Origin of the sequence: Streptomyces luteolus (assembly GCF_029968015.1) — a bacterium.
Classification (GTDB): Bacteria; Actinomycetota; Actinomycetes; order Streptomycetales; family Streptomycetaceae; genus Streptomyces; species Streptomyces luteolus.
Genome location: NZ_JASCIS010000011.1, coordinates 71,842 through 90,476, shown reverse-complemented (window position 1 = coordinate 90,476; position 18,635 = coordinate 71,842). Strand labels below are relative to the sequence as shown.

Here is an 18,635-nt window from a genome sequence, read left to right as displayed (position 1 = left end):
GAGGAGATTCGGGAAGGGGAGGGGAGAAAAACACGTCGGCCCCGCCCGGTACGTACCGGGCGGGGCCGAGGCGTGGAACGGACTAGGCCAGAACCGCTTCCGCGTCCAGCGTCGCGCCGACCGCCTGGAGGACGGCCGCGATCTTGACCGCTTCCTGGATCGTCTCGCGGTCCACCCCCGCCTTGCGGAGCACCTGCTCATGCGAGTCCAGGCACATCCCGCAGCCGTTGATCGCCGAGACGGCCAGCGACCACAGCTCGAAGTCGACCTTGTCGACACCGGGGTTGCCGATGACGTTCATCCGCAGGCCGGCGCGCATCGTGCCGTACTCCGGGTCGGAGAGCAGGTGGCGCGTGCGGTAGAAGACGTTGTTCATCGCCATGACGGCGGCCGCGGACTTGGCCGCGGTGAACGCCTCCGGCGACAGGTTCGCCTTCGCCTCCGGCTCCAGCTCCCGCAGCACGCGCGGCGAACGCGAGGCGATCGCGCAGGCGAGCACCGTGCCCCACAGCTGCTGCTGCGGCAGGTCGGAGTTGCCGATGACCGAACCGAGGTTCAGCTTCAGGTCCTTGGCGTAGTCCGGGACCGCGGACTTCAGCTCGTCGAGTGCCATCTCAGGATCACTCGCCCGACAGGAGGGCGACCGGGTCGAGGGTGTCCTCGCCCTTCGACCAGTTGCAGGGGCAGAGCTCGTCGGTCTGCAGGGCGTCGAGGACCCGCAGGACCTCCTTCGGGTTACGGCCCACGGAACCGGCGGTCACCATCGAGAATTGGATCTCGTTGTTCTGGTCGACGATGAAGACGGCACGCTGCGCGAAGCCGTCCTCGCCCTCGACGCCGCAGTCGCGCATCAGCTCGTGCTTCGAGTCGGCCAGCATCGGGAAGGGCAGGTCACGCAGGTCGTCGTGGTCCTTGCGCCAGGCGTGGTGCACGAACTCCGAGTCGCCGGAGACACCGAGGATCTGGGTGTCGCGGTCGGCGAACTCCTCGTTCAGCTTGCCGAAGGCGGCGATCTCGGTGGGGCAGACGAAGGTGAAGTCCTTCGGCCAGAAGAACACTACTTTCCACCCCTCATACGTCTTGTGGTCGATCTGGGCAAACTCCTTGCCCTTCTCCAGCGAGACGCAGGCCGTCAGGTCGAACGGCGGGAACTGGTCACCAACAGTGAGCACTTGCTCTCCAATGCGCGGCGTAAATCCCTTTTGGGGGCTTACGTGAGGGGTTGGACGACGCCAACCGTGTCACAAGGTTGATTGATCGTAGAAATAGGAAGATCGAACACATCTGATCGAGAATGGCTATCAGTCGCGGGAGGCGTCTGTGTGCCGGGAGAGATCAGTAAGGTCGCCCCGGGGTGGTCCTGGACGCGGGAGCGAGGGTGAGCGCCCCGATCGCCGCACTGGCGATCGTTTCAAGCCAGCGTGCGTGGCAGGGCTTGATGCGCGCGCACATCCTCGCTAAGGCGCCCCTGGGCCACCCTTTGAGAGGTGCGCGACGAGATGGGAACCCCGCCACGCCGAGTGACTGGACTTCACTTCGGATGATTCAGCGCAAGGTTTGGGGCCACTATGTGTGGAGGGGTTCACAATTTTTCGACGCCCCTTCTTGGCATGACGATCAATCTCGGCCAAGACGGCGTACGCAGCACAGGCCACCCTGGTCACTCGCCTATGCGTCAGGCAAAATGCGCGCGATGGGGGGACCTGATGCAGGCACACGTGAAGCCGAGAGGTGCAGCGCGCTGGCGTCACTGTTGGCTCGCAAGGGCCAGGCAGGGCGCACGTGTCGAGCTTGCTTTACCTCTCCCTGACTAGCTCAACTTCTTAATCGGTGCGTCCGAGGCGAAGCTGGCAATTCGGATATGAGGCATCGTTCGAGGGGTGCGCGTGCCAACCAAGGTTCGATGGCGCTGTTGAGTCGCCTGGCACGCGGGTGTGCCACTGCCACCCGAATCAAGTTCGGAAGAACGTACTGCTGAAACGTTCCTGCGCTGGCTCTTCTTGCAAGCCGCCGAGCGGCCAATTCAGGACATGACGAGGGAAACGGGGAATCGTGGAAGACCTGCGCGTTGATGTGAGCGGCATCAACGAAGTCATCTCGAAGCTCCAGCACTTGCTGCTGGACATGGAAGGCGCACGCACGACTTCGAGGTACGAGACGGAGATCCCTCCGGGCGCCCTCGGTAACGCAGACTTCCTGCAAGCACGCCAACTGCATGTAGCTCACAGCGATATGAAGCTGTATCTGGAGGCCGTCGTCGAGTCTCTGGATGCCTTGATCGATGATTACGGCACCAAGACAGCGAAGATGAGGGACGGTTACAGCGACCAGGAGTACGACATCGCGAAGGGCATGGGGGGCGGCTCGGGCGATCCGGGCAGGCCGAAGCTCAACGACTGACTCTTGACCACGCCGCCGACGGAGGGGACGGATACACGTGGCCGGCAATGACAAGGACACACAGCAGCCTGACAGGGTCGCGCAGCAGGCTCCCCTGGAGTGCAGGGCCCGCTTCGACCGGGACGGCGAAGGCCTGACCTACTTCCAGGACTATTCGGTCAACGGCCTACGTCAGATGATCCTTGGCGCCAGGCCCGGGGAGCTGAACAACGTGGCGGGGCGCTGGCGGCACGTTCATCAACTCCTGTCGGGAGGTGACGGAGACGGCGCCAGAGGCGAGGTCGACAGGACGTCCAGCAAGGAGAGCGTCGCCGGGCTTCTACAGAAGGCGGTCGATGATTCGCTCGAGCACTGGCGCGGTGAGGCGGCAGAAGGCTTCAGGAAGCGAGCCGAGGTCATCGTGCGGAACATCCGCAACGGTGCGGCCTTCGCGAACCTGACGGCCATGAACATCGAATCGGCCAGCGACTGCCTGCGTACCGCGCAAGAGGAGATGCGCGGTATCGAGGTGCCGTCCCTCTCTGAGCGGGCGAAGGACAAGCTCGGCGACGACCGCGATGGCGACGGTCAGATGCGCAAGGACATGGCGGACGGAGTCGACGCGGAGGCCGCGGCCAGGGCCAACGAGACGAACCTGTCGATCATGAAGGAGCGACAGCTTCACGCCGTGGCCGTCATGGAGCGCCTGGCGGTGAACTACAGCACGATCCGATCGAACATCACGCCTCCCTCAAAGCGGTGGGATGACGGATCTGAGATCCCGGCTCCTGGCAACAACGTCGTCATCCCGCCGGTTCCTGGCTATGTCGGGGCGTCGACGGGCCCAGGCGCCTCTGGTGCTGGCCAGCGGCCGTGGAGTGCAGGGAATTCTGCCGACGTCGGGCCTGCGCCAACAGGTCCCCGGAACAAGGGAATTACGGGCGGGGCACAGCTACCGGGATCCAAGACTCAGACGGACAGTGTCAGCCCGGGCCTCAAGGGGCGAGGGCAGACTCCTGGGTTGAACGGACCCAATGGCTTGGGTGGTGGCGGTAGCACGGGGCCCGGTGGAACGCCGGGTGGCCCCATCGCGACTCCTCGGGCTCCTGGACTTGGAGGTGGCCGTGGAGGAGTCGGAGGCCCTCGTGGGGGCGCCAGTGGTCCTCGTGGCGTGGGCATCCCCGGTGGGCCTGGTGGTTCTGCTGCGGGTCGTGGAGGTGCCGGAGCAGGACGTGGCGCGGCTGGCGCGGGACGCGGAGCGGTCGGCATCGGAGGCATGGGCGGTGGCGTCGGTGCTGGAGCTGGAGGCCGCGGCGCCGCAGGAGGCTCGGGCCGTGGGAGCCTGGCGAAGACTCGTGGCGGCGTCGTGGGCGCGGCCAAGGGCATGCCGGAAAAGGGAACAGGAACCGGGACCGGCCTCCACGGAAGTCGTGGCGGATGGCGTGGCCAGATGGCAGAACGCCGTGCAGAGGCCGGGCTGCCTGGTTCGAACGGGCGGAAGAACCGGCGCACCGACGATGACGAAGAACGCGGTCAGCGACCTGACTATCTGGTCGAGGACGAGGACACCTGGGTCTCCGACAAGGACCGCAAACAAAACATGCCGAAGAACATCGAGTAGCTCCGTCAACGGCCTACGCACGTACGCGAACAACTGAGAGCACGAATCCGTAATGAAGTGGGGAGCAAGACTTTGAGTGCCAGGCGCATCAGCTCCGTGGCTGGCGTTGCGACATTGACGGGAGCACTACTCCTCACCACGGCACCTACCGCGTCAGCAGACTACATCCGCGACAAGCAGTGGGTAGTTGACACCATCGACTTTGAAAAGGTGTGGAAGGAGTCGCGCGGTAACGGAGTCACCGTAGCCGTCATTGACTCCGGAGTGGACTCGTCTCACCCCGATCTCACCGGCCAGGTACTGAAGGGACGAGATTTCAGCGGGCAGGGGGCCGGGGCTCACGACGACACCGAAAGCCACGGGACTGCGATGGCCAGCCTCATCGCCGGACACGGCCACGGCCCGGGAAAAGCCTCCGGTGTGTTGGGGCTGGCGCCGGATTCCAAAATTCTCCCCGTCAAGTTTTCGGTTCAAGTCAACGGGCAGCAGTCCAATCTGCAACTCGCTTCTTCAATCCGTTACGCGGTCGATGCGGGGGCTGAGGTAATCAACCTGTCGGGGGGCAACTCAGGGTCTCCGGAACCGGAGATTGTCGAAGCGATCCACTATGCGCAGCAGCGTGACGTCGTGCTGGTAGCAGCGACGGGGAATGAAGGGGCGGCCGTGGGGTCCCCGGCGAATGTGCCGGGAGTAGTTGCGGTTGGAGCAGTCGACGCCAACTTGGATATATGGGATCGGTCCAACCAGGGCAAAGAAGTGACACTGGTCGCTCCCGGCGTAGATATCGTTTCTGCTGACCCGAATGCAGAGAGCGGATATCGCCAAGGCACGGGAACGTCGGACTCCGCAGCTTTCGTATCAGCAACGGCCGCACTGATCCGCTCGAAGTATCCGGATCTCTCGGCAGGGCAAGTCGTCAACCGCCTTATCAAATCAGCCACATTCGCCCACCATGAGATCGATAAGCGGGACAGCAAGTACGGCTACGGAATCATCCGCCCGTGGAGGGCACTTGCCGCTGACATCCCGAAGGGTCCGGTTGAAGGTCCATTGCCTCAGGCCCCATCGGGTCCTGAGGGCCAGGGTGCAGGCACGCCCCAGGGCGATGGCAACGACAACAGCCAGCCCCAGACCCAGGGTTCCACATCAGTCGCAATCCCCCTTGCCGTCGGCACTCTCGTGGCCTTGGCGATAATCGGTGGCGTTGTCTTCGCTATCGTGCGGAGTCGTGCACGCCGCCGATTCGCCGGCGCCGATGCGCACCAGGCGCAAGGGCCGGCATCTCCAACGTGGCCCAACTGATGCGCTCAGAAATTCTGGTGCCATGCAAACTTGGCTGCTGTTCCAAGTGCGAATTTTGTTGAAGAGTGCGTTACGTACGGGGGGTTCATGAGCTGGCGGAACGACTTCGATGAGCCGGGGCACAGATCAGCTGCGGGCACGAACTTGAATGGACTGTCCACCAGCAGCGGGGGCAGCGGCTCGGCTGGTCACACTAAGGCCGACACACAGGCCATGAATCAGGCTGCTGATGCGCTGGTGGGGCTCCGGGGCTCCACCGACCAGGTCGACAACGATGCTGACGAAAAGACCTTGGACGCCAGCAGCTATCTCAACAAGAACAGCCTTGGCACGACAGAGGGCGACGGCAGTTGGGAAACGTCTGGAGGGCTCCTTGCCATGGACGTGCGCTGGGGAGATCAGGTGATCAACCTGAAGAACCTGCTCCGCGACATCAGCGAGAAGCTCCACGAGACGCGCAACTCCTACACGAAGCGCGAGATAGAAGAGAACAACCAGTATCAGCGTATGCACCCCGATTTTGGGTGACTACTAGCTAGGGGGAAGCAAGTAAATGGTGTCATACGCGTACCTACGGGAAGCGGACCTGTCGAAGCTCTCTACGGCAGCAGAGGCGTGGCAGAGATTGCCAGCTAAATACGAGGGACTTCTCGACCAGTTCAATTCCGCGGTGATCAAGCGCCTCGAAGACCACTGGGAGGGAGAGGCGGCTCGCAAGGGCTTCGCCTTCATGCGTAAGGCAAAGCAGGAGTACGAGGCCGCGGCCGTGGAAGCCCGACGCATCGCCAAGCTCCTCGAGGACACTCACGACGAGTTCAAGAGATGGCAGAAGGCACTCCGAGAACTCGCTGACGACGCACGCAAGGACCACTACAAGTTTGACGACAAGGGCGGCATAACCGATGTGCACCCGCGTTGGGAGACGCCCACCGCGGGTAAGGATCTCACCTGGAAAGAAGAGCGCCAGAAGCAACTCGACAGCTACGCTGATCGCCTCAAGCAGGTCTTGATGCAGGCTACAGCCGCGGACGTGGCCGCCGACATGGCGCTACGCCATGATCCAAACGGCAGCGACAACCACGGATTTAACCGCAAGGGCTACGCATCCGGGGACGCAGCAGAAGCCGCCAAGGCAAGCGATATCGCCAAGAAGGCAGCCAAGGGTGAGGACCTGTCCAAGACAGAATTGAACCAGCTGAACAACCTGCTGAAGGTGAACCGTAACGACCCTGACTTTGCAGCAAAGTTCGCTACCGACCTCGGCCCGAGGGGCACCGTACAGTTCTGGAATAATGTAGGAAATCCGCAATTGGGGATCGGTGAAAAACTGCCAAAGGACCGGCAGAAGATCCTCAAGCAGATGCAGGAGAACCTGGGCACAACACTGGGCACCGCCACCCGCACTGACGGCGGCGACATGCAGAAGTGGAAGCGTGACCTCGTTGACCTTGGCCCCGATGCGGTGCAGCAGCCGAAGGGCGGGCCCTCAGGCAGTTACGGATTCCAAGTCGCGAGCAACCTCATGCGCTACGGCGAGTGGGACAACGCCTTCCTGGAGGACTACGGGAAGGAACTTGTCAAGATGGAGAAAGGTGCAGGGATGGATCCCGACAGAATGTGGGACCACCCTGCGGGGTCCGGACCCACGCTCAACATTGGTGATCCCAACGACCGTGGCACAGACCCCATGACTGGCTACATGGAGGCCTTGGGGAACAGTAGACCGGAGCTCGAGATGGACAACGACGGAAACCTCATTGAACCGCCGGAGATCCGCAAGGAATCAGCCGCAACAACCTTTTTCTCCGATCAGGAGAACTATGAATACCTGATGGACGATCGCAAGTGGGTGCCCGATGGACCCGATGGCAGCGAGAAGATATCTGGTTACAACGAGCTCGGGCACGCTCTCGAAGCCGCTACCACTGGGCATCCGTATGACGAGGAGCCCAAGCCGGTCATGCCGCACTCTGACGCCCAGGTAGAAGTAATGCAGCGTGTAATCCACAACGTGGGCGAGGAGGGGGAGGTCCGCCCTGGAATGGGGGACAGCCTCGGGCGTATGTCTTCGGAGTATATGCCTGACTTTAACAGGGCGCTGACTGTCAATAAGGATAATGTGGACGAAGTATTCCCCCTCGAAGGTAACGCAGCCCTTCCTGTTACTAACGCCGCAGAAATAGCGGCGAGCGAGCAAGATGCAAGCAGATTCCTTGCAACGCTCGGCGAGGATCCTGATGCGTTTGATGCCGTCAACATCGGGCAGACCGCGTACTCTTCAAACCTTATGGACTACCACATGCAGAATCCAGATTCTACAAGTGTGTCCACGGGTCGCGCGATGGAAGAGATTGCATACTCTGCCGGGACAGTTGACGGACTGATCGGCCATGGCCGGCAAGAGGCCGAACTGAAAGATGAATTCGACAGAGTCAAGGAAGAAAACGAAGGGAATGAGCGGATTGGCGGCATAGCTAACGGAGTTGTGAGCGGCAGCATTGGTATCGGTGTTTCATTCGTTGCTTCCCCGGTTGCAGGTGCCGCAGCTGCTGGTGCTGCCAGCACAGTCACCGGAGACCTAATCAACCAGATTGTCAAAAGCAACGAGGGAGAAGGATCAACCGACACCATGCTTCAAACAGGACGAGATCAGGCGGGCCTGCAGCAATCCACAGAAGATCAGCTGAAGGAAGCATACAGCCGAGTTAATGAAGCGAACGGCAGCCAGCATTCTGCTGATGCGAGCTCCAGTATCGGCGAGACTGCCAGGAGCGGTTTCGACCATGCTGGGCACCTCGTCGACAGGCATGCGAGAGACAAGCAAGCTCAGGCTCCGGGCTAAAGGTTTGAGGTAGAACATTGAAGAAGAACTGGATACCGGTTGGGGCAGTTGCCCTTACGGTAGGAGTTGCTGGCGGCTTCTACGGTGAACGGACTCTCAACAAGGACGTGGTGCAACCCGCTCCTCGAATTCTCTGTTACGGGTCAGAGGTGAATGAGAACCAGGCCAAGCAGTTCGACAACCTAATGCCAGACGGGACGACGCTAGTCTCGACTTCTGGAGTCGAAGGAGAATTCGCCAAGGGGGATTGGCGTTATGAGTGCTCAACCAGGATGATGGACGCCGGAGCATCGCTGGAAATTGTTAGCTCAATTACAGATGATTCGGTGGGTAGCTGGGAGACGGATCGGCGACTGGAAGGCGCCACCAAGAAGGTGAGTGACATAGGAACTCTGGCGCTTGCCGGGGCCGACTCGTTCAGTATCTATGCCCGATGTCAAAATAAAGACGAGAAGCGACGCAATGTGAGCCTTTCCGTGAATGTCGTGGCCCGAGGCACCTCAGTTCCGGATGGCGGTGAGGGAAGGCAAGCATTGGCAGAGATCGCAGTGCAGCAAGCCAGTTCTGCTAACAGATTTACACATTGCGAGCCAGCGGACGCCATTCCAGATTCAGCTATTCTTGCTGGATTTGAAGGAGGAGTCTGAGTAACCTCTTCATGCAGCTCCTGCGGAAGGCAACAGAGTGTACCCAGCACGACTCGGAATGTTGGCTTCGGGGCTCGCCGCCGCTGGTCTCGCCTTCTTTTTCACTGGACCGCCAGTTGACTCAGTGGTGTTGGGGTCGACGCTGTTCATCCTCGGTCTCGTCCTCGTAGGGGTGGCCGAGGCGTATGCGATGCGCCGGCGCCAGCGCGAGTGGCTGGCCAACACCTGGGGGACGTACGAAAACCTCCGCGCTTCGGTCGATTTCGCGGCCTTGCGGGAGCTGAAGTACAGACGCGGGAACTTCGCAGTGGCACGTCGGCTGAAGAAGCAGTACCCGCATCTCGCTCCCGAACTTGCGCAGGCGCTGATCAACGAACTCTGAGGTGCAATCCCCGAAGCACGGGCAGAGACCAACTCGACGAGGAATCAATGAGCAAGCGACACCGCCCGCCCGTGCATCCATTGCGTGTCCTGACCCTGCTCGGCGGGGCCCTCGGTTGCTATGCCGGGATATCCGTTTCGATCGCCGGGCACGCCGCGGTTGGCTATGTGGTCTTCATCGCCTCATGTGTCGTGATCTTGGCAGGCGAGGTCTGGAACCACCGTAAGCGGCAGAGTGACTGGTTCCTCTTGACGTTCCGTACGTACGAGAACTTCCGGGCTGAGGTGAACCTTGAGGAACTGCGCGAAGTGCGGCGTGCGAGGGGTGACATGGCGACGGTGCGCTACTTGAAGCTGCTGTACCCGAAGCTTCCGCCGTCAGAATTGACGCGGCTCCTCAAAGACCTCTGAGGCGGTCTCCGAGGAACGTACGAGCCGACGAGCCGAGAGTTCAGAAGTTCGTGCGGCCAGCGGCAGTTCAAGGGCTCCCGCCGGAGTCAGGGAGCCCTTGAACGGTTCGGGAAACGAGTCAAGTGGCCCATCTGGACTGCGCGTTCAGTTCGCGAACCCGCACTCTCAGACGGGCGAAGTCATCGGCTGGGACCACTTTGGAGGGCTCCACTTCCCATTCCTGTCCGCCCTCTGGTGGCCGCAGGAAGAGTCGCCCCCACTGTTTATCCATCAGCAAGCCGGTTCGGTCTCGCTCCATGTCGTGGACGAGGCTACCGATGACTAGGTCATGTTCAGAACTCGCCTGATTCATGCGTTTTCCCTGACCTGGTCGGGGCAATCAGGCTCGTGCCGGCGACGTAGGACTCGGATATCGGTCTGGCGACTCAAGTTGGATTTCAAGACCGCCTTGGCCATCTTGCGGGTCAGGTGCTGGCACACTTCACAGTCATCCGGTCTGCTCTTTTCTGCCATGCCAACGAGGCTATGGAACAGGGGAGTTGGGTCGCCACGATGTTGCAGTCTGTTGCAGGCGGGTTAGCCCAGGCTGTCAATGGCATGGGTGATCAGAGCCCGTGCGGGTTGGCCGTACACCGCCATTTCTCCTAGCTTGCCGAAGGCCCGGCGGTACATGTCCACTTCTCCGGGAGTGGTGATGGTGACCTTGGCGTTCAGCAGCTCGACGTGCACGCGCGTGTCATCGAACATCGTGAAAGTCTCCTGGCCCCACATGGTCCGCGGAGCGGTACGCGGGATGACCCCAATGGCCACGGCTGGGTATGAGAGGGCCGTGAGCAGATAGCCGAGCTGTCCGGCCATGGTGGATACGTCCCCGAACTGGTAGAAGAGGACGTCCTCTTCAATCAGCAGACTGACCTGACACTGTCCGCTGCGGATGACATGTGAGCGGTCGACCCGGACTGCTGCGGCCTGCGAGGAGTCGTCGGGTACGTTCCTGAACTCTGCGATCTGGGCCAACAGGGCACCGGCGTATCCCTCGGTCTGGAGCAGTCCGGGTACGACTCGGCTCGCATAGACACGGAAGAGCTTGGTGCGCTCGTACAACGGCACCGCCGACTCCTGCAAGCGCCTCATGCCGGTGCGCTCCATACGTCGCCACTCGACGTACATCGAGTCGGCACTGCGCGATGCGGCGATCAAGTCGGCGGCCTGGTCCTCGACCTCGCTGGCTCGGCACCAATGCCGGATGTCCGCATCCGACGGAGCCGTTCTTGCCGCTTCGATCCGCGAGACTTTCGACTTGCTCCATGCACAGCGATCAGCGAGCTGCTGCATGGTCAGTCCGGCGTCCAGACGCAGATCGCGAAGGCGGGCACCGAGGGACTCTCGGGCCGCCTGGACACTGGAGAAGGGCGAGGACTGCATAAGCTGACCGAACAGGTCCGCCTGTCAGATCGCGAACTGTGCGTGCGGGACGGCACGTTCCCACACGGCCTCGAAGGCGGTGAGGCACAGCCGCGCAACTGCAGGGTCGTGGGTCATTTCCTGACCCGCCGAGGAGCCGCTCCCCGTGAAGTGATTGAACTTGACGAGCTGCCCGTCGTAGATCCAGAAGTCATTGCCAGGCAGGGCGATATCCGAGGCCTGACGGCGCGGGAGCCAGCGCACCTGTTCGCCGGCATCGATGTTGAGCTGCGTTCCCGCGTGTTCGTACTGGATGTACTCGCTCACTGGCTCGGAGACGATCCTCGCCCGTCGCATCTCTACCCCACGCCCCGTGGTCTCCTGCACGATGTCCAGCCATGCCTGGCGGAGCTGCGGGTCTGTACGGCTGGCGTCGCTGCCCGCCCTCCAAGCATCGAACTGTGCACGCTCGTTGGCGACGCTGTAGCTGTCGCGCATCTCCAAATGGACGGCCGACTTCTCACAGCCCCGCAGCAGCTCAACGAAGCTGGGCACGCTCTGCGGCATCACACGCCTCCCGAAGCAGCGGCACCATCCGTGCCGGAATCCTGATGACCGCCTCCGACTCAGGGATGTGACCGACCTCGAGGCAATCCGCCTCGGTCTGCGCGTCGGCCTTCCAGCCCTGCAAGACGAGGTCGGCGCTCTTGTCGTCCACCCAGACGGTCGGGCACTCGTCCCCATCGGTGTTGGGGTCCTTGCCGAAGAACAGTAAAGACATGGCTGACTCTCCCCTGTCGAGCGTGTTGCGGCTTGTTGCACGACCCTCACTCTGTGGAGTTGCCCGAGTCAAGACGGTCTTCAGCCACGCCGATACCTCCGGACCACCCCGTGCCGATCGTGGCATCCCGAACGGGAGGGGGCTTTCGTGCTAGTCGGCCCAAACGACTTCGATCAACTCTGGATCGAACCGCTTGCCGCGTCCTGCCGGATGGATGAGCACTGCTCGGATGCTCTGCCTGAGTCGATGCTTCTTCTCAGGGATGGTGTAACCCTTCCAGTCCTTGAGGACGTCCTCCGATGCGTTCTGGGGCTTCACCTTGGACGCCAGCAGCCTGGTCCGCTCGCGGGCTAGCTTGGCGCGCTCTTCCTCCAGTTCCTCGATCACGTCGAGAGCGGTCGACATGGAGAGGCGCTTGGCCCTACGACGCCCATTCACCTCTTCGATCTCCTGGGAGATCTCGGCAAGGCGGACGTCATTCTTGGTCTCATCGACCTCTCGCTCCATATGCACCATGCCGAGGCTCTTCTTCAACTCCGCGAAGAAGAGCTCAACGACGTGTTCTTCGACCAGCGGGCCGACGCGAGTGATGCCGCCGCAGCCGCCAAGGTTGCTGAGACAGGCATAGCGGTAGCCGTAGCGGTCGTATGAACTCGTGCCCTTCTGGTACCAGTTGGCCGTCAGGGGGAAGGAACAGATCCCGCACCGCGCGATGCCAGCCAGGAGGTACTTCTCGGAGGTGTCGTGCGTCGGCTTGTCGCCGGTGGCTCGTGCTGACTTCCGCTCCTCGACGGTCTCGACGCAAGCCGCCCACTCCTCGGGTGTGCAGACGGTTTCCCAATCGCCCATGACCGGTTTGCCGTCGGCGTCGTAAACGATGTGGTCGGGCATCCAAGGCTTCTTGGAACCCCGCCTGTCGACCTGCGGCAGGTATGTCACGTAACCGCAGTTTCGGGGGTTCACGAGCCGGGCCTCTACTGTGCTGTGAGACAGGCTGTAATTGCTGGCGTTACCTTCCTTGCGGCGCTTGGTCGGCTTCGCGGAGTACCCGAGGTCAATCCACTCCTTGCGTACACGCCCCACTGTCTTGCCCCCAGGGACGGCCACAATGGCGTCCCGCAGGTCCTGGGCCTCTGTGGCGTGGAGTGTCTTGCGGTCCTCACTCCAGCCGAAGGCGCGTGGCGCCCCGTGCATGCGCCCCCGTTCCGCGTTGGCCCGGTTCGTTCCGCTCACCCGGCGCTTGGTGTTTGCTACCTCCACGCCGCCCATGGTGGCCTGCACCATGAACATGCTGCGACCCTCGATGGTCGACAGATCCGTGCCGCCCTCTACGGCCCGTCCCACGAGCTTCGGGTTGATCAGGTAAAGCCGGTTGATGCGTGCGGCGTCAAACTCCAGGCGGGCGAGGCGGTCCGCGTGCGTGAACACGATGCCTCGTATGACGCCGCTCTCCAGGTCCTTCAGCATCTGCTCGAACTCTGGCCGGACGACCAGAGGATCAGAAGCCGGGATGTTGTTGTCGTTGTACTCGCGGACGACGGTCCAACCCAGGTCCGCAGCACACTTGTTGTTCTTCTTGAACTGGTCGGCGACCTGCTCGCCTTCCTCGCGGCCGGTGGCCCTGGCCCTTAAGGCTTTGTCCTCCGACAGTCGACCGTACGAGCCGACAGGTATCACGTGGTTCCCCTCCCCGGACCGCTCGGCCGCACGTCCAACCCGGCGTCCTCGCAGTTCACAGCCGTCATCGTGAATCTTGTGGGGAGTCTACGCAATGAGGGTTAGCCAGTGGTGTTCTTCCCGAAGAACACCACGCGCCACTTGCCCTCGTAGGACTTGTGGTTGATCTGCTCGAACTCCTTGCCGCTCTCCAGCGACACGCAGGCGGTCAGGTCGTACGTGGGGAACTTGTCACCGACAGTGAGCACGCGCTCTCCTTGCGAGGTGTGGAAAACCCTTTTTTAGGGTTTTCCTGAGGGTTGGACGTTCCGTCGATCCTGGCACAGCCTGCATTGATCGCAGAAATAGCTAGACTTGGTCATGTTGATCGGAGGTGGTTATCAGTGGCCGTGAGTAACGTGAGTAAGGGGACTGCCGCGCGGGGGGCCAAGCAGCCCAGCCTGGCGCAGCTGCGGGCGTTCGATGCCGTCGCCGAACATCTGCACTTCCGGGACGCCGCGGCGGCGATCGGAATGAGCCAGCCCGCGCTGTCCGGGGCCGTCTCCGCCCTGGAGGAGGCCCTCGGCGTGCAGCTCCTGGAGCGCACCACGCGCAAAGTCCTGCTCTCGCCCGCGGGGGAGCGGCTCGCCGCGCGCGCCAAGGACGTGCTGGAGGCGGTCGGGGCGCTGATGGAGGAGGCCGAGGCGGTGCGCGCGCCGTTCACCGGGGCGCTGCGGCTCGGCGCGATCCCGACCGTGGCACCGTATCTGCTGCCGAGCGTGCTGCGCCTGGTGCACGAGCGGTACCCGGAGCTCGACCTCCAGGTGCACGAGGAGCAGACCGCGTCCCTCGTCGACGGACTGCTCGGCGGACGCCTCGACCTGCTGCTGCTCGCCGTGCCGCTCGGCGTGCCCGGGGTGACCGAACTCCCGCTGTTCGACGAGGACTTCGTCCTGATCACCCCGCTCGACCACTGGCTCGGCGGCCGCGAGGGCATTCCGCGCGAGGCGCTGCGCGAGCTGAACCTGCTGCTCCTCGACGAGGGCCACTGCCTGCGCGACCAGGCCCTCGACATCTGCCGGGAGGCGGGCCGCGGGGACGCCCCGGTGACGACGACCGCGGCCGGGCTCTCCACCCTCGTACAGCTGGTCGCGGGCGGGCTCGGCGTGACGCTGCTCCCGCGTACCGCGGTCAACGTGGAGACCAGCCGCTCCAGCCAGTTGCTCACCGGCTACTTCGCCGAGCCCGCGCCCACCCGCAGGGTCGCTCTCGCTATGCGGACGGGGGCGGCGCGGGGAGCGGAGTACGAGGAGTTGGCGGCCGAACTCCGTACGGTGCTGGGGTCGTTGCCGGTGCGGGCGGTGCCCCTCTAGGGGCGCGGGGAACTGCGCGCTCGGCCACGACGGTGGTGCACTGGCCGATGTCGCGCACCCGGCAGACGCGTCTGCCCACTTCTCGCCGTTGCCGCGCACCCGGCAGACGCGTCTGCCCACTTCTCGCCGTTGCCGCGTGCAGCGCCGTCGTGGCCGGTCGCGCAGTTCCCCGCGCCCCTGGAGGGCCCCCTATCGGGGCACCCTCATTCGGTACGCAAACCCTCCGCCCGCATCAACCGCACCAGCGCCGGCAAGCTGAGGGAAGTCACCAGGAGCACCACCCCCGCGCCGACCCCGGTCATCGACGCGACCGGCACCCACGCGACGTCCACCGGCGAGCCGACCATCTTCAGGAGCACCGAGCCGAGCCCCAGGCCCACCGCGCCCGCCAGGGCCAGGCCGAGCGTGATGGGCACGGCCGCCTGCCACAGCACGGACAGGGTGAGCGTGCGGCGGCGCGTACCGAAGGCGACCAGGGACGAGAGGAGTTTGCGGCGTTCCCGCAGCTGCTCCAGCTGGGAGACGAGCAGGCTCGCGCCGATCAGCAGCAGCACGCAGGTCGCGCCGACGAACAGGCCGGTGCGGATGGACGCGAAGCGCCCGGTGCGCTCCGTCGCCGTCAGGGTGCGGACCTCCACCAGCGGGTCGATCCTCGCGGAGGCGTTGCGTACGTACTCCGGCGCGTCCGGGACCGCCGGGTCGATCCGCAGGTACAGGTCGCTGCTCAGCTCGGAGCCCAACTCCTTCGCCGGGAACGCCTTCGTGGTGAAGAGGAAGCCGCCCGACTCCATGCCGGTGGGGTCCTTGCGTACGGCGGCCCGCTTCAGGTCGGCGGGGACCTTCCAGGGCAGTGCCTTGCCGTGGACCTCCGCGTACGACGGGTCGAGGTAGACGGCGCGGCCGGGCTTCGCGAGCTTCGCCGTGGACGTGTCGTACTCCGCGCCGGTCACCGCGAACACGTCGCCCTCACGGCAGGACGGGAGCTTCGCCACCTCGCGCAGGGCCGTGCAGCTGCCCACGGTGACGGAGGTGGTCTCCTCGCTGTCCTTTCTGCGGTCGCCCGCGCCGACCGTGCCGAGCGGCGGGGTGACGTGGGTGACGCCGCGGGTCGCGCGGAGTGCGCGGTAGGCCTCGTCGGTCTGTGCCATGCCCCGAGGGGACGGCGGTACGACGAGGCTCATCCGGGCCCGTTCCGGGTCCTCGCCGGTGCTGCGGGTGTAGTCGCTCTCGACGCCCGCGAAGAGCATCTGCAGCGCGATGGCCCCGGCGACGGCCACCGCGATGCCGCTGACCGTACGGGCCGCCGTACCGCTGCTCAACTGCAGTCGCCGGACGGCCAGTTGCCAGGAGACGCTGCCGCCGCCGAGCCGGCTCACGGTGAACTCCACCAGCCAGGGCAGCAGGGCGGTGACGCCGAGGAGCAGCAGCACCACACCGCTCGTGACCATGGTCTGGTTGAAGTCGCCCTGGTCACGGCCCTGACCGATCATCGGTGTGAGCAGGGCGAGCCCGGCGAGCGGCAGCAGCAGCCGCCACCAGAGCCTGCGGCGGGTGGGTTTCGCCGTACGTACGACGCCGAGCGGTTCGATCACGACGCCGCGCAGCGCGAGCAGCGTGACACCGACGGCGGCCGCCGGGACCGCGAGCAGTACGAGCACGACGAGCGCCGGGGCCGGGGAGAGGTCGTGCGGGAAGACGCTCACCCGGCTCAGTTCCAGAAGGCGGGCCGACTGCCGTCCGAGCAGGAAGAACACCGTGCCGGCGAGCAGTCCGAGCAGCGCGCCGGCGAGTGCCTCGCCGGCCGCGATCCGGCGGACCATACGGCCGTCCGCACCGATCAGGCGGAGCGCGGCGAGTCTGCGGTCGCGGCGCTCGCCGCCGAAGCGGACGGCCGCCGCGATGAACACGGCGACGGGCATGAGCAGCACGACGAACACGATCAGCGTGAGCAGCAGCAGGACCGGGTCCATCTGCTCGGGCGGCTGGTCCGTGCCGAAGGCGTCGATCCGTTCGACCTGGTCGTTCTGCGGATCGAGGTGCGACGCGCCCTTGTGGAAGACGAGTTCGGTGGGGCCGAGCAGTGCGTCGTCGCCGAGGGTGCCGACGACCTTCGCGTCGAGCCGCTCGCGAAGCAGCGCGCCGTCGGGGGAGTCGAGGAGCTCGCGCAGCGAGGGCGAGACGAGCACCTCGCCGGGCTTCGGGTACGCGGAGACCCCGGGCGGCAGCGGCGCGTCCGGGCCCTCGGGCTGGTAGACGCGGCCGCGGATGTCGTGCGTACGGAAGGTGGTGTCGACCGCTCCGACGAGGACCGTGTCGTCGCCCTTCGGCATCATGTCCAGGCGGAACAGTACGTCCGTACGGGCGTCGCCGCGCTCCGAGCGGGCGGCGAGCGCGCTGGGGACCGCCGTGGTGATCAGCAGCAGCGCGACGCCGAGCCCCACGCCGACCGCGGTGAGCACGGTCCGCGTCCAGCCCTCCCGGCCACCGGTCACGGCGAACCGCAGGCCGAACCCCAAGTCCCGCCCCCAGACGGTCAGTCGGCTCATACGGCGCGCTCCATGTCGCGGGAGCGGCCGTCACGTACGACGATCTCGCGGTCGGAGTAGGCGGCCACCCGGGCCTCGTGGGTGACGAGGACGACGGCCGCGTTGGTGGCGCGGGCCGCCTCGGTGAGCAGCTCCATGACGCGCTCGCCGTTGAGGGAGTCGAGGGCGCCGGTCGGCTCGTCGGCGAACAGCACGCGCGGGCCGGTCACCAGCGAGCGGGCGACGGCGACGCGCTGGCCCTGGCCGCCGGAGACCTCGCCGGGCCGCTGCCCCGCCACGTCGTGGACCTCCAGGCGCTCCATCCAGCCGAGCGCGGTCCGCTCGGCCTCCTTGCGCCGCGCCCCGCTCAGCCGCAGCGGCAGGGCGACGTTCTCCAGGCAGGTCAACTCCGGTACGAGCTGGCCGAACTGGAACACGAACCCGAACTCGGACCGGCGCAGCGCACTCCGCTCACCGTCGCTCATCGCGCCCAGGTCGCGGCCGTTGTACGTGAGGGTGCCGGAGTCGGGCGGGACGATCCCGGCGAGGCAGTGCAGGAGCGTCGACTTGCCGGAGCCGGAGGGGCCCATGACGGCGACGACCTCGCCCGCGTGGATGGAGAAGTTCGCCCCGGCCAGGGCGTCGGTGGCCCCGTACGCCTTGTGCAGGTCGTCCGCGACGAGCAGGGAGCCGGCGGGCGCGGGGCGGGCGGTGGGCTCGGTGGCCGGGCTCATGCGCCGACCGCCTTTCCGAGCTTGTCCAGCCGGGCGGCGGCCAGTTCGAGCCAGCGCAGGTCGGCCTCCAGGTGGAACAGGGCGTGGTCGCAGATCAGCTGGTCGGCGAGGTCACCGGTGCGCTTGCGGTCGGTGAGGATGCGCATCATCCGCAGGTGCTCGGCCCGCTGCGTGTCGAGCAGGTCGGCGGCGTCCCTGCCGGTGAGCAGGGCGAGGACGACCTTCGTGTAGAGCGTCGAGGTGAGGTACGGCTCGGGTTTCTCCGGCGTCGCGAGCCACGTCCGCACGTCGGTGATCCCGGCCTCGGTGATGGCGTACCGCTTCCGCTCGGGCCCGCCGCCCGCCTCCACGCCGTCGACCTCGACGAGGCCGTTCTTCAGCAGCCGCGACATGGTCGAGTAGACCTGCCCGTAGTGCAGCGGCTTGTCGTGCCCGAACCTTTCGTCGAAGGTTTTTTTCAGGTCATAGCCGTGGCGCGGGCCGGATTCGAGGAGGCCCAGGAGGGTGTGTGGGATCGACATGCGTCGGACTATACATGGCGTGTATACCTGCGGTGTATAGCTCCGGATCGGGTGGTCG

The 18,635-nt window shown here is 64.7% G+C and carries 19 protein-coding genes and 1 pseudogene; 9 read left to right on the top strand and 11 right to left on the bottom strand.

What is annotated here, in order from left to right:
• Nucleotides 1-82: 82 nt before the first annotated feature.
• Both QIT00_RS13220 and QIT00_RS13215 read right to left on the bottom strand, forming a co-directional pair.
• The gene (locus QIT00_RS13220) at nucleotides 83-613 is read right to left on the bottom strand and encodes an alkyl hydroperoxide reductase (protein ID WP_282535418.1); all 531 of its coding nucleotides are present in this window, start codon (nucleotides 611-613) and stop codon (nucleotides 83-85) included.
• A gap of 7 nt (nucleotides 614-620) precedes the next feature.
• Entirely contained in the window at nucleotides 621-1,172 is a 552-nt protein-coding gene (locus QIT00_RS13215; RefSeq protein WP_282535417.1) for a peroxiredoxin, read from the bottom strand.
• 880 nt (nucleotides 1,173-2,052) lie between these two features.
• On the opposite strand from QIT00_RS13215, the gene QIT00_RS13210 reads away from it, so the two are divergent.
• The 8 genes from QIT00_RS13210 to QIT00_RS13175 all read left to right on the top strand — a co-directional run bounded on the left by QIT00_RS13210 (nucleotide 2,053) and on the right by QIT00_RS13175 (nucleotide 9,583).
• Entirely contained in the window at nucleotides 2,053-2,400 is a 348-nt protein-coding gene (locus QIT00_RS13210; RefSeq protein WP_282535416.1) for a hypothetical protein, read from the top strand.
• Between the two features lie 37 nt (nucleotides 2,401-2,437).
• Nucleotides 2,438-4,000 carry a hypothetical protein gene (locus QIT00_RS13205; protein WP_282535415.1) on the top strand — a complete coding sequence of 521 codons (1,563 nt, stop codon included), beginning with the start codon at nucleotides 2,438-2,440 and terminating at the stop codon, nucleotides 3,998-4,000.
• A 96-nt stretch (nucleotides 4,001-4,096) separates the two neighbouring features.
• Complete coding sequence (gene mycP / locus QIT00_RS13200; RefSeq protein WP_282535414.1) at nucleotides 4,097-5,302, top strand: type VII secretion-associated serine protease mycosin; 1,206 nt, start codon at nucleotides 4,097-4,099, stop codon at nucleotides 5,300-5,302.
• A gap of 87 nt (nucleotides 5,303-5,389) precedes the next feature.
• A complete protein-coding gene (locus tag QIT00_RS13195; RefSeq protein ID WP_282535413.1) occupies nucleotides 5,390-5,830 on the top strand; it encodes a hypothetical protein in 441 nt (146 codons plus the stop codon).
• Between the two features lie 142 nt (nucleotides 5,831-5,972).
• On the top strand, nucleotides 5,973-8,144 hold the full coding sequence (locus QIT00_RS13190; protein WP_282535412.1) for a hypothetical protein: 2,172 nt from the start codon (nucleotides 5,973-5,975) through the stop codon (nucleotides 8,142-8,144).
• A 17-nt stretch (nucleotides 8,145-8,161) separates the two neighbouring features.
• The gene (locus QIT00_RS13185) at nucleotides 8,162-8,791 is read left to right on the top strand and encodes a hypothetical protein (protein ID WP_282535411.1); all 630 of its coding nucleotides are present in this window, start codon (nucleotides 8,162-8,164) and stop codon (nucleotides 8,789-8,791) included.
• 130 nt (nucleotides 8,792-8,921) lie between these two features.
• Nucleotides 8,922-9,173: a hypothetical protein gene (locus QIT00_RS13180; RefSeq protein WP_282535410.1), complete on the top strand. Its 252-nt coding sequence runs from the start codon at nucleotides 8,922-8,924 to the stop codon at nucleotides 9,171-9,173.
• A gap of 47 nt (nucleotides 9,174-9,220) precedes the next feature.
• Nucleotides 9,221-9,583, top strand: a complete 363-nt coding sequence (locus QIT00_RS13175) for a hypothetical protein (RefSeq protein WP_282535409.1) — start codon at nucleotides 9,221-9,223, stop codon at nucleotides 9,581-9,583.
• Nucleotides 9,584-9,931: 348 nt separating this feature from the next.
• Here QIT00_RS13175 and QIT00_RS13170 read toward each other — a convergent pair whose 3' ends face one another.
• The 6 genes and pseudogenes from QIT00_RS13170 to QIT00_RS13145 form a co-directional block, all read right to left on the bottom strand.
• Nucleotides 9,932-10,096, bottom strand: a complete 165-nt coding sequence (locus QIT00_RS13170) for a hypothetical protein (RefSeq protein ID WP_282535408.1) — start codon at nucleotides 10,094-10,096, stop codon at nucleotides 9,932-9,934.
• Nucleotides 10,097-10,159: 63 nt separating this feature from the next.
• A complete protein-coding gene (locus QIT00_RS13165; RefSeq protein WP_282535407.1) occupies nucleotides 10,160-11,008 on the bottom strand; it encodes a helix-turn-helix domain-containing protein in 849 nt (282 codons plus the stop codon).
• Between the two features lie 24 nt (nucleotides 11,009-11,032).
• Entirely contained in the window at nucleotides 11,033-11,554 is a 522-nt protein-coding gene (locus tag QIT00_RS13160; RefSeq protein ID WP_282535406.1) for a DUF6879 family protein, read from the bottom strand.
• On the bottom strand, nucleotides 11,526-11,768 hold the full coding sequence (locus QIT00_RS13155; RefSeq protein WP_282535405.1) for a hypothetical protein: 243 nt from the start codon (nucleotides 11,766-11,768) through the stop codon (nucleotides 11,526-11,528). Before QIT00_RS13155 ends, QIT00_RS13160 begins: the two co-directional genes overlap by 29 nt.
• Nucleotides 11,769-11,918: 150 nt before the next feature.
• Nucleotides 11,919-13,445 (bottom strand): recombinase family protein, encoded by a 1,527-nt coding sequence (locus QIT00_RS13150; protein WP_282535404.1) that lies wholly within the window; start codon nucleotides 13,443-13,445, stop codon nucleotides 11,919-11,921.
• 125 nt (nucleotides 13,446-13,570) lie between these two features.
• Nucleotides 13,571-13,693: pseudogene (locus tag QIT00_RS13145) on the bottom strand (peroxiredoxin); the annotation flags it as partial.
• A 150-nt stretch (nucleotides 13,694-13,843) separates the two neighbouring features.
• On the opposite strand from QIT00_RS13145, the gene QIT00_RS13140 reads away from it, so the two are divergent.
• Complete coding sequence (locus tag QIT00_RS13140) at nucleotides 13,844-14,797, top strand: LysR substrate-binding domain-containing protein (protein WP_282535403.1); 954 nt, start codon at nucleotides 13,844-13,846, stop codon at nucleotides 14,795-14,797.
• 203 nt (nucleotides 14,798-15,000) lie between these two features.
• Here QIT00_RS13140 and QIT00_RS13135 read toward each other — a convergent pair whose 3' ends face one another.
• From QIT00_RS13135 to QIT00_RS13125, 3 genes are read right to left on the bottom strand one after another with little or no spacing between them, the layout of a single operon-like run.
• Nucleotides 15,001-17,343 carry an ABC transporter permease gene (locus QIT00_RS13135; protein WP_282535402.1) on the bottom strand — a complete coding sequence of 781 codons (2,343 nt, stop codon included), beginning with the start codon at nucleotides 17,341-17,343 and terminating at the stop codon, nucleotides 15,001-15,003.
• The gene (locus tag QIT00_RS13130; protein WP_282535401.1) at nucleotides 17,340-18,056 is read right to left on the bottom strand and encodes an ABC transporter ATP-binding protein; all 717 of its coding nucleotides are present in this window, start codon (nucleotides 18,054-18,056) and stop codon (nucleotides 17,340-17,342) included. The genes QIT00_RS13135 and QIT00_RS13130 overlap by 4 nt, the downstream gene beginning before the upstream one ends.
• The gene (locus QIT00_RS13125; protein WP_282535400.1) at nucleotides 18,053-18,577 is read right to left on the bottom strand and encodes a PadR family transcriptional regulator; all 525 of its coding nucleotides are present in this window, start codon (nucleotides 18,575-18,577) and stop codon (nucleotides 18,053-18,055) included. The genes QIT00_RS13130 and QIT00_RS13125 overlap by 4 nt, the downstream gene beginning before the upstream one ends.
• Nucleotides 18,578-18,635: the final 58 nt, after the last annotated feature.

Coding starts and splice junctions, on each gene's coding strand:
- QIT00_RS13135 (WP_282535402.1), bottom strand. CDS start 17,343: ATGAGCCGACTGACCGTCTGGGGGCGGGACTTGGGGTTCGGCCTGCGG.
- QIT00_RS13130 (WP_282535401.1), bottom strand. CDS start 18,056: ATGAGCCCGGCCACCGAGCCCACCGCCCGCCCCGCGCCCGCCGGCTCC.
- QIT00_RS13220 (WP_282535418.1), bottom strand. CDS start 613: ATGGCACTCGACGAGCTGAAGTCCGCGGTCCCGGACTACGCCAAGGAC.
- QIT00_RS13195 (WP_282535413.1), top strand. CDS start 5,390: ATGAGCTGGCGGAACGACTTCGATGAGCCGGGGCACAGATCAGCTGCG.
- QIT00_RS13125 (WP_282535400.1), bottom strand. CDS start 18,577: ATGTCGATCCCACACACCCTCCTGGGCCTCCTCGAATCCGGCCCGCGC.
- QIT00_RS13160 (WP_282535406.1), bottom strand. CDS start 11,554: ATGCCGCAGAGCGTGCCCAGCTTCGTTGAGCTGCTGCGGGGCTGTGAG.
- QIT00_RS13165 (WP_282535407.1), bottom strand. CDS start 11,008: ATGCAGTCCTCGCCCTTCTCCAGTGTCCAGGCGGCCCGAGAGTCCCTC.
- QIT00_RS13155 (WP_282535405.1), bottom strand. CDS start 11,768: ATGTCTTTACTGTTCTTCGGCAAGGACCCCAACACCGATGGGGACGAG.
- QIT00_RS13175 (WP_282535409.1), top strand. CDS start 9,221: ATGAGCAAGCGACACCGCCCGCCCGTGCATCCATTGCGTGTCCTGACC.
- QIT00_RS13170 (WP_282535408.1), bottom strand. CDS start 10,096: ATGGCAGAAAAGAGCAGACCGGATGACTGTGAAGTGTGCCAGCACCTG.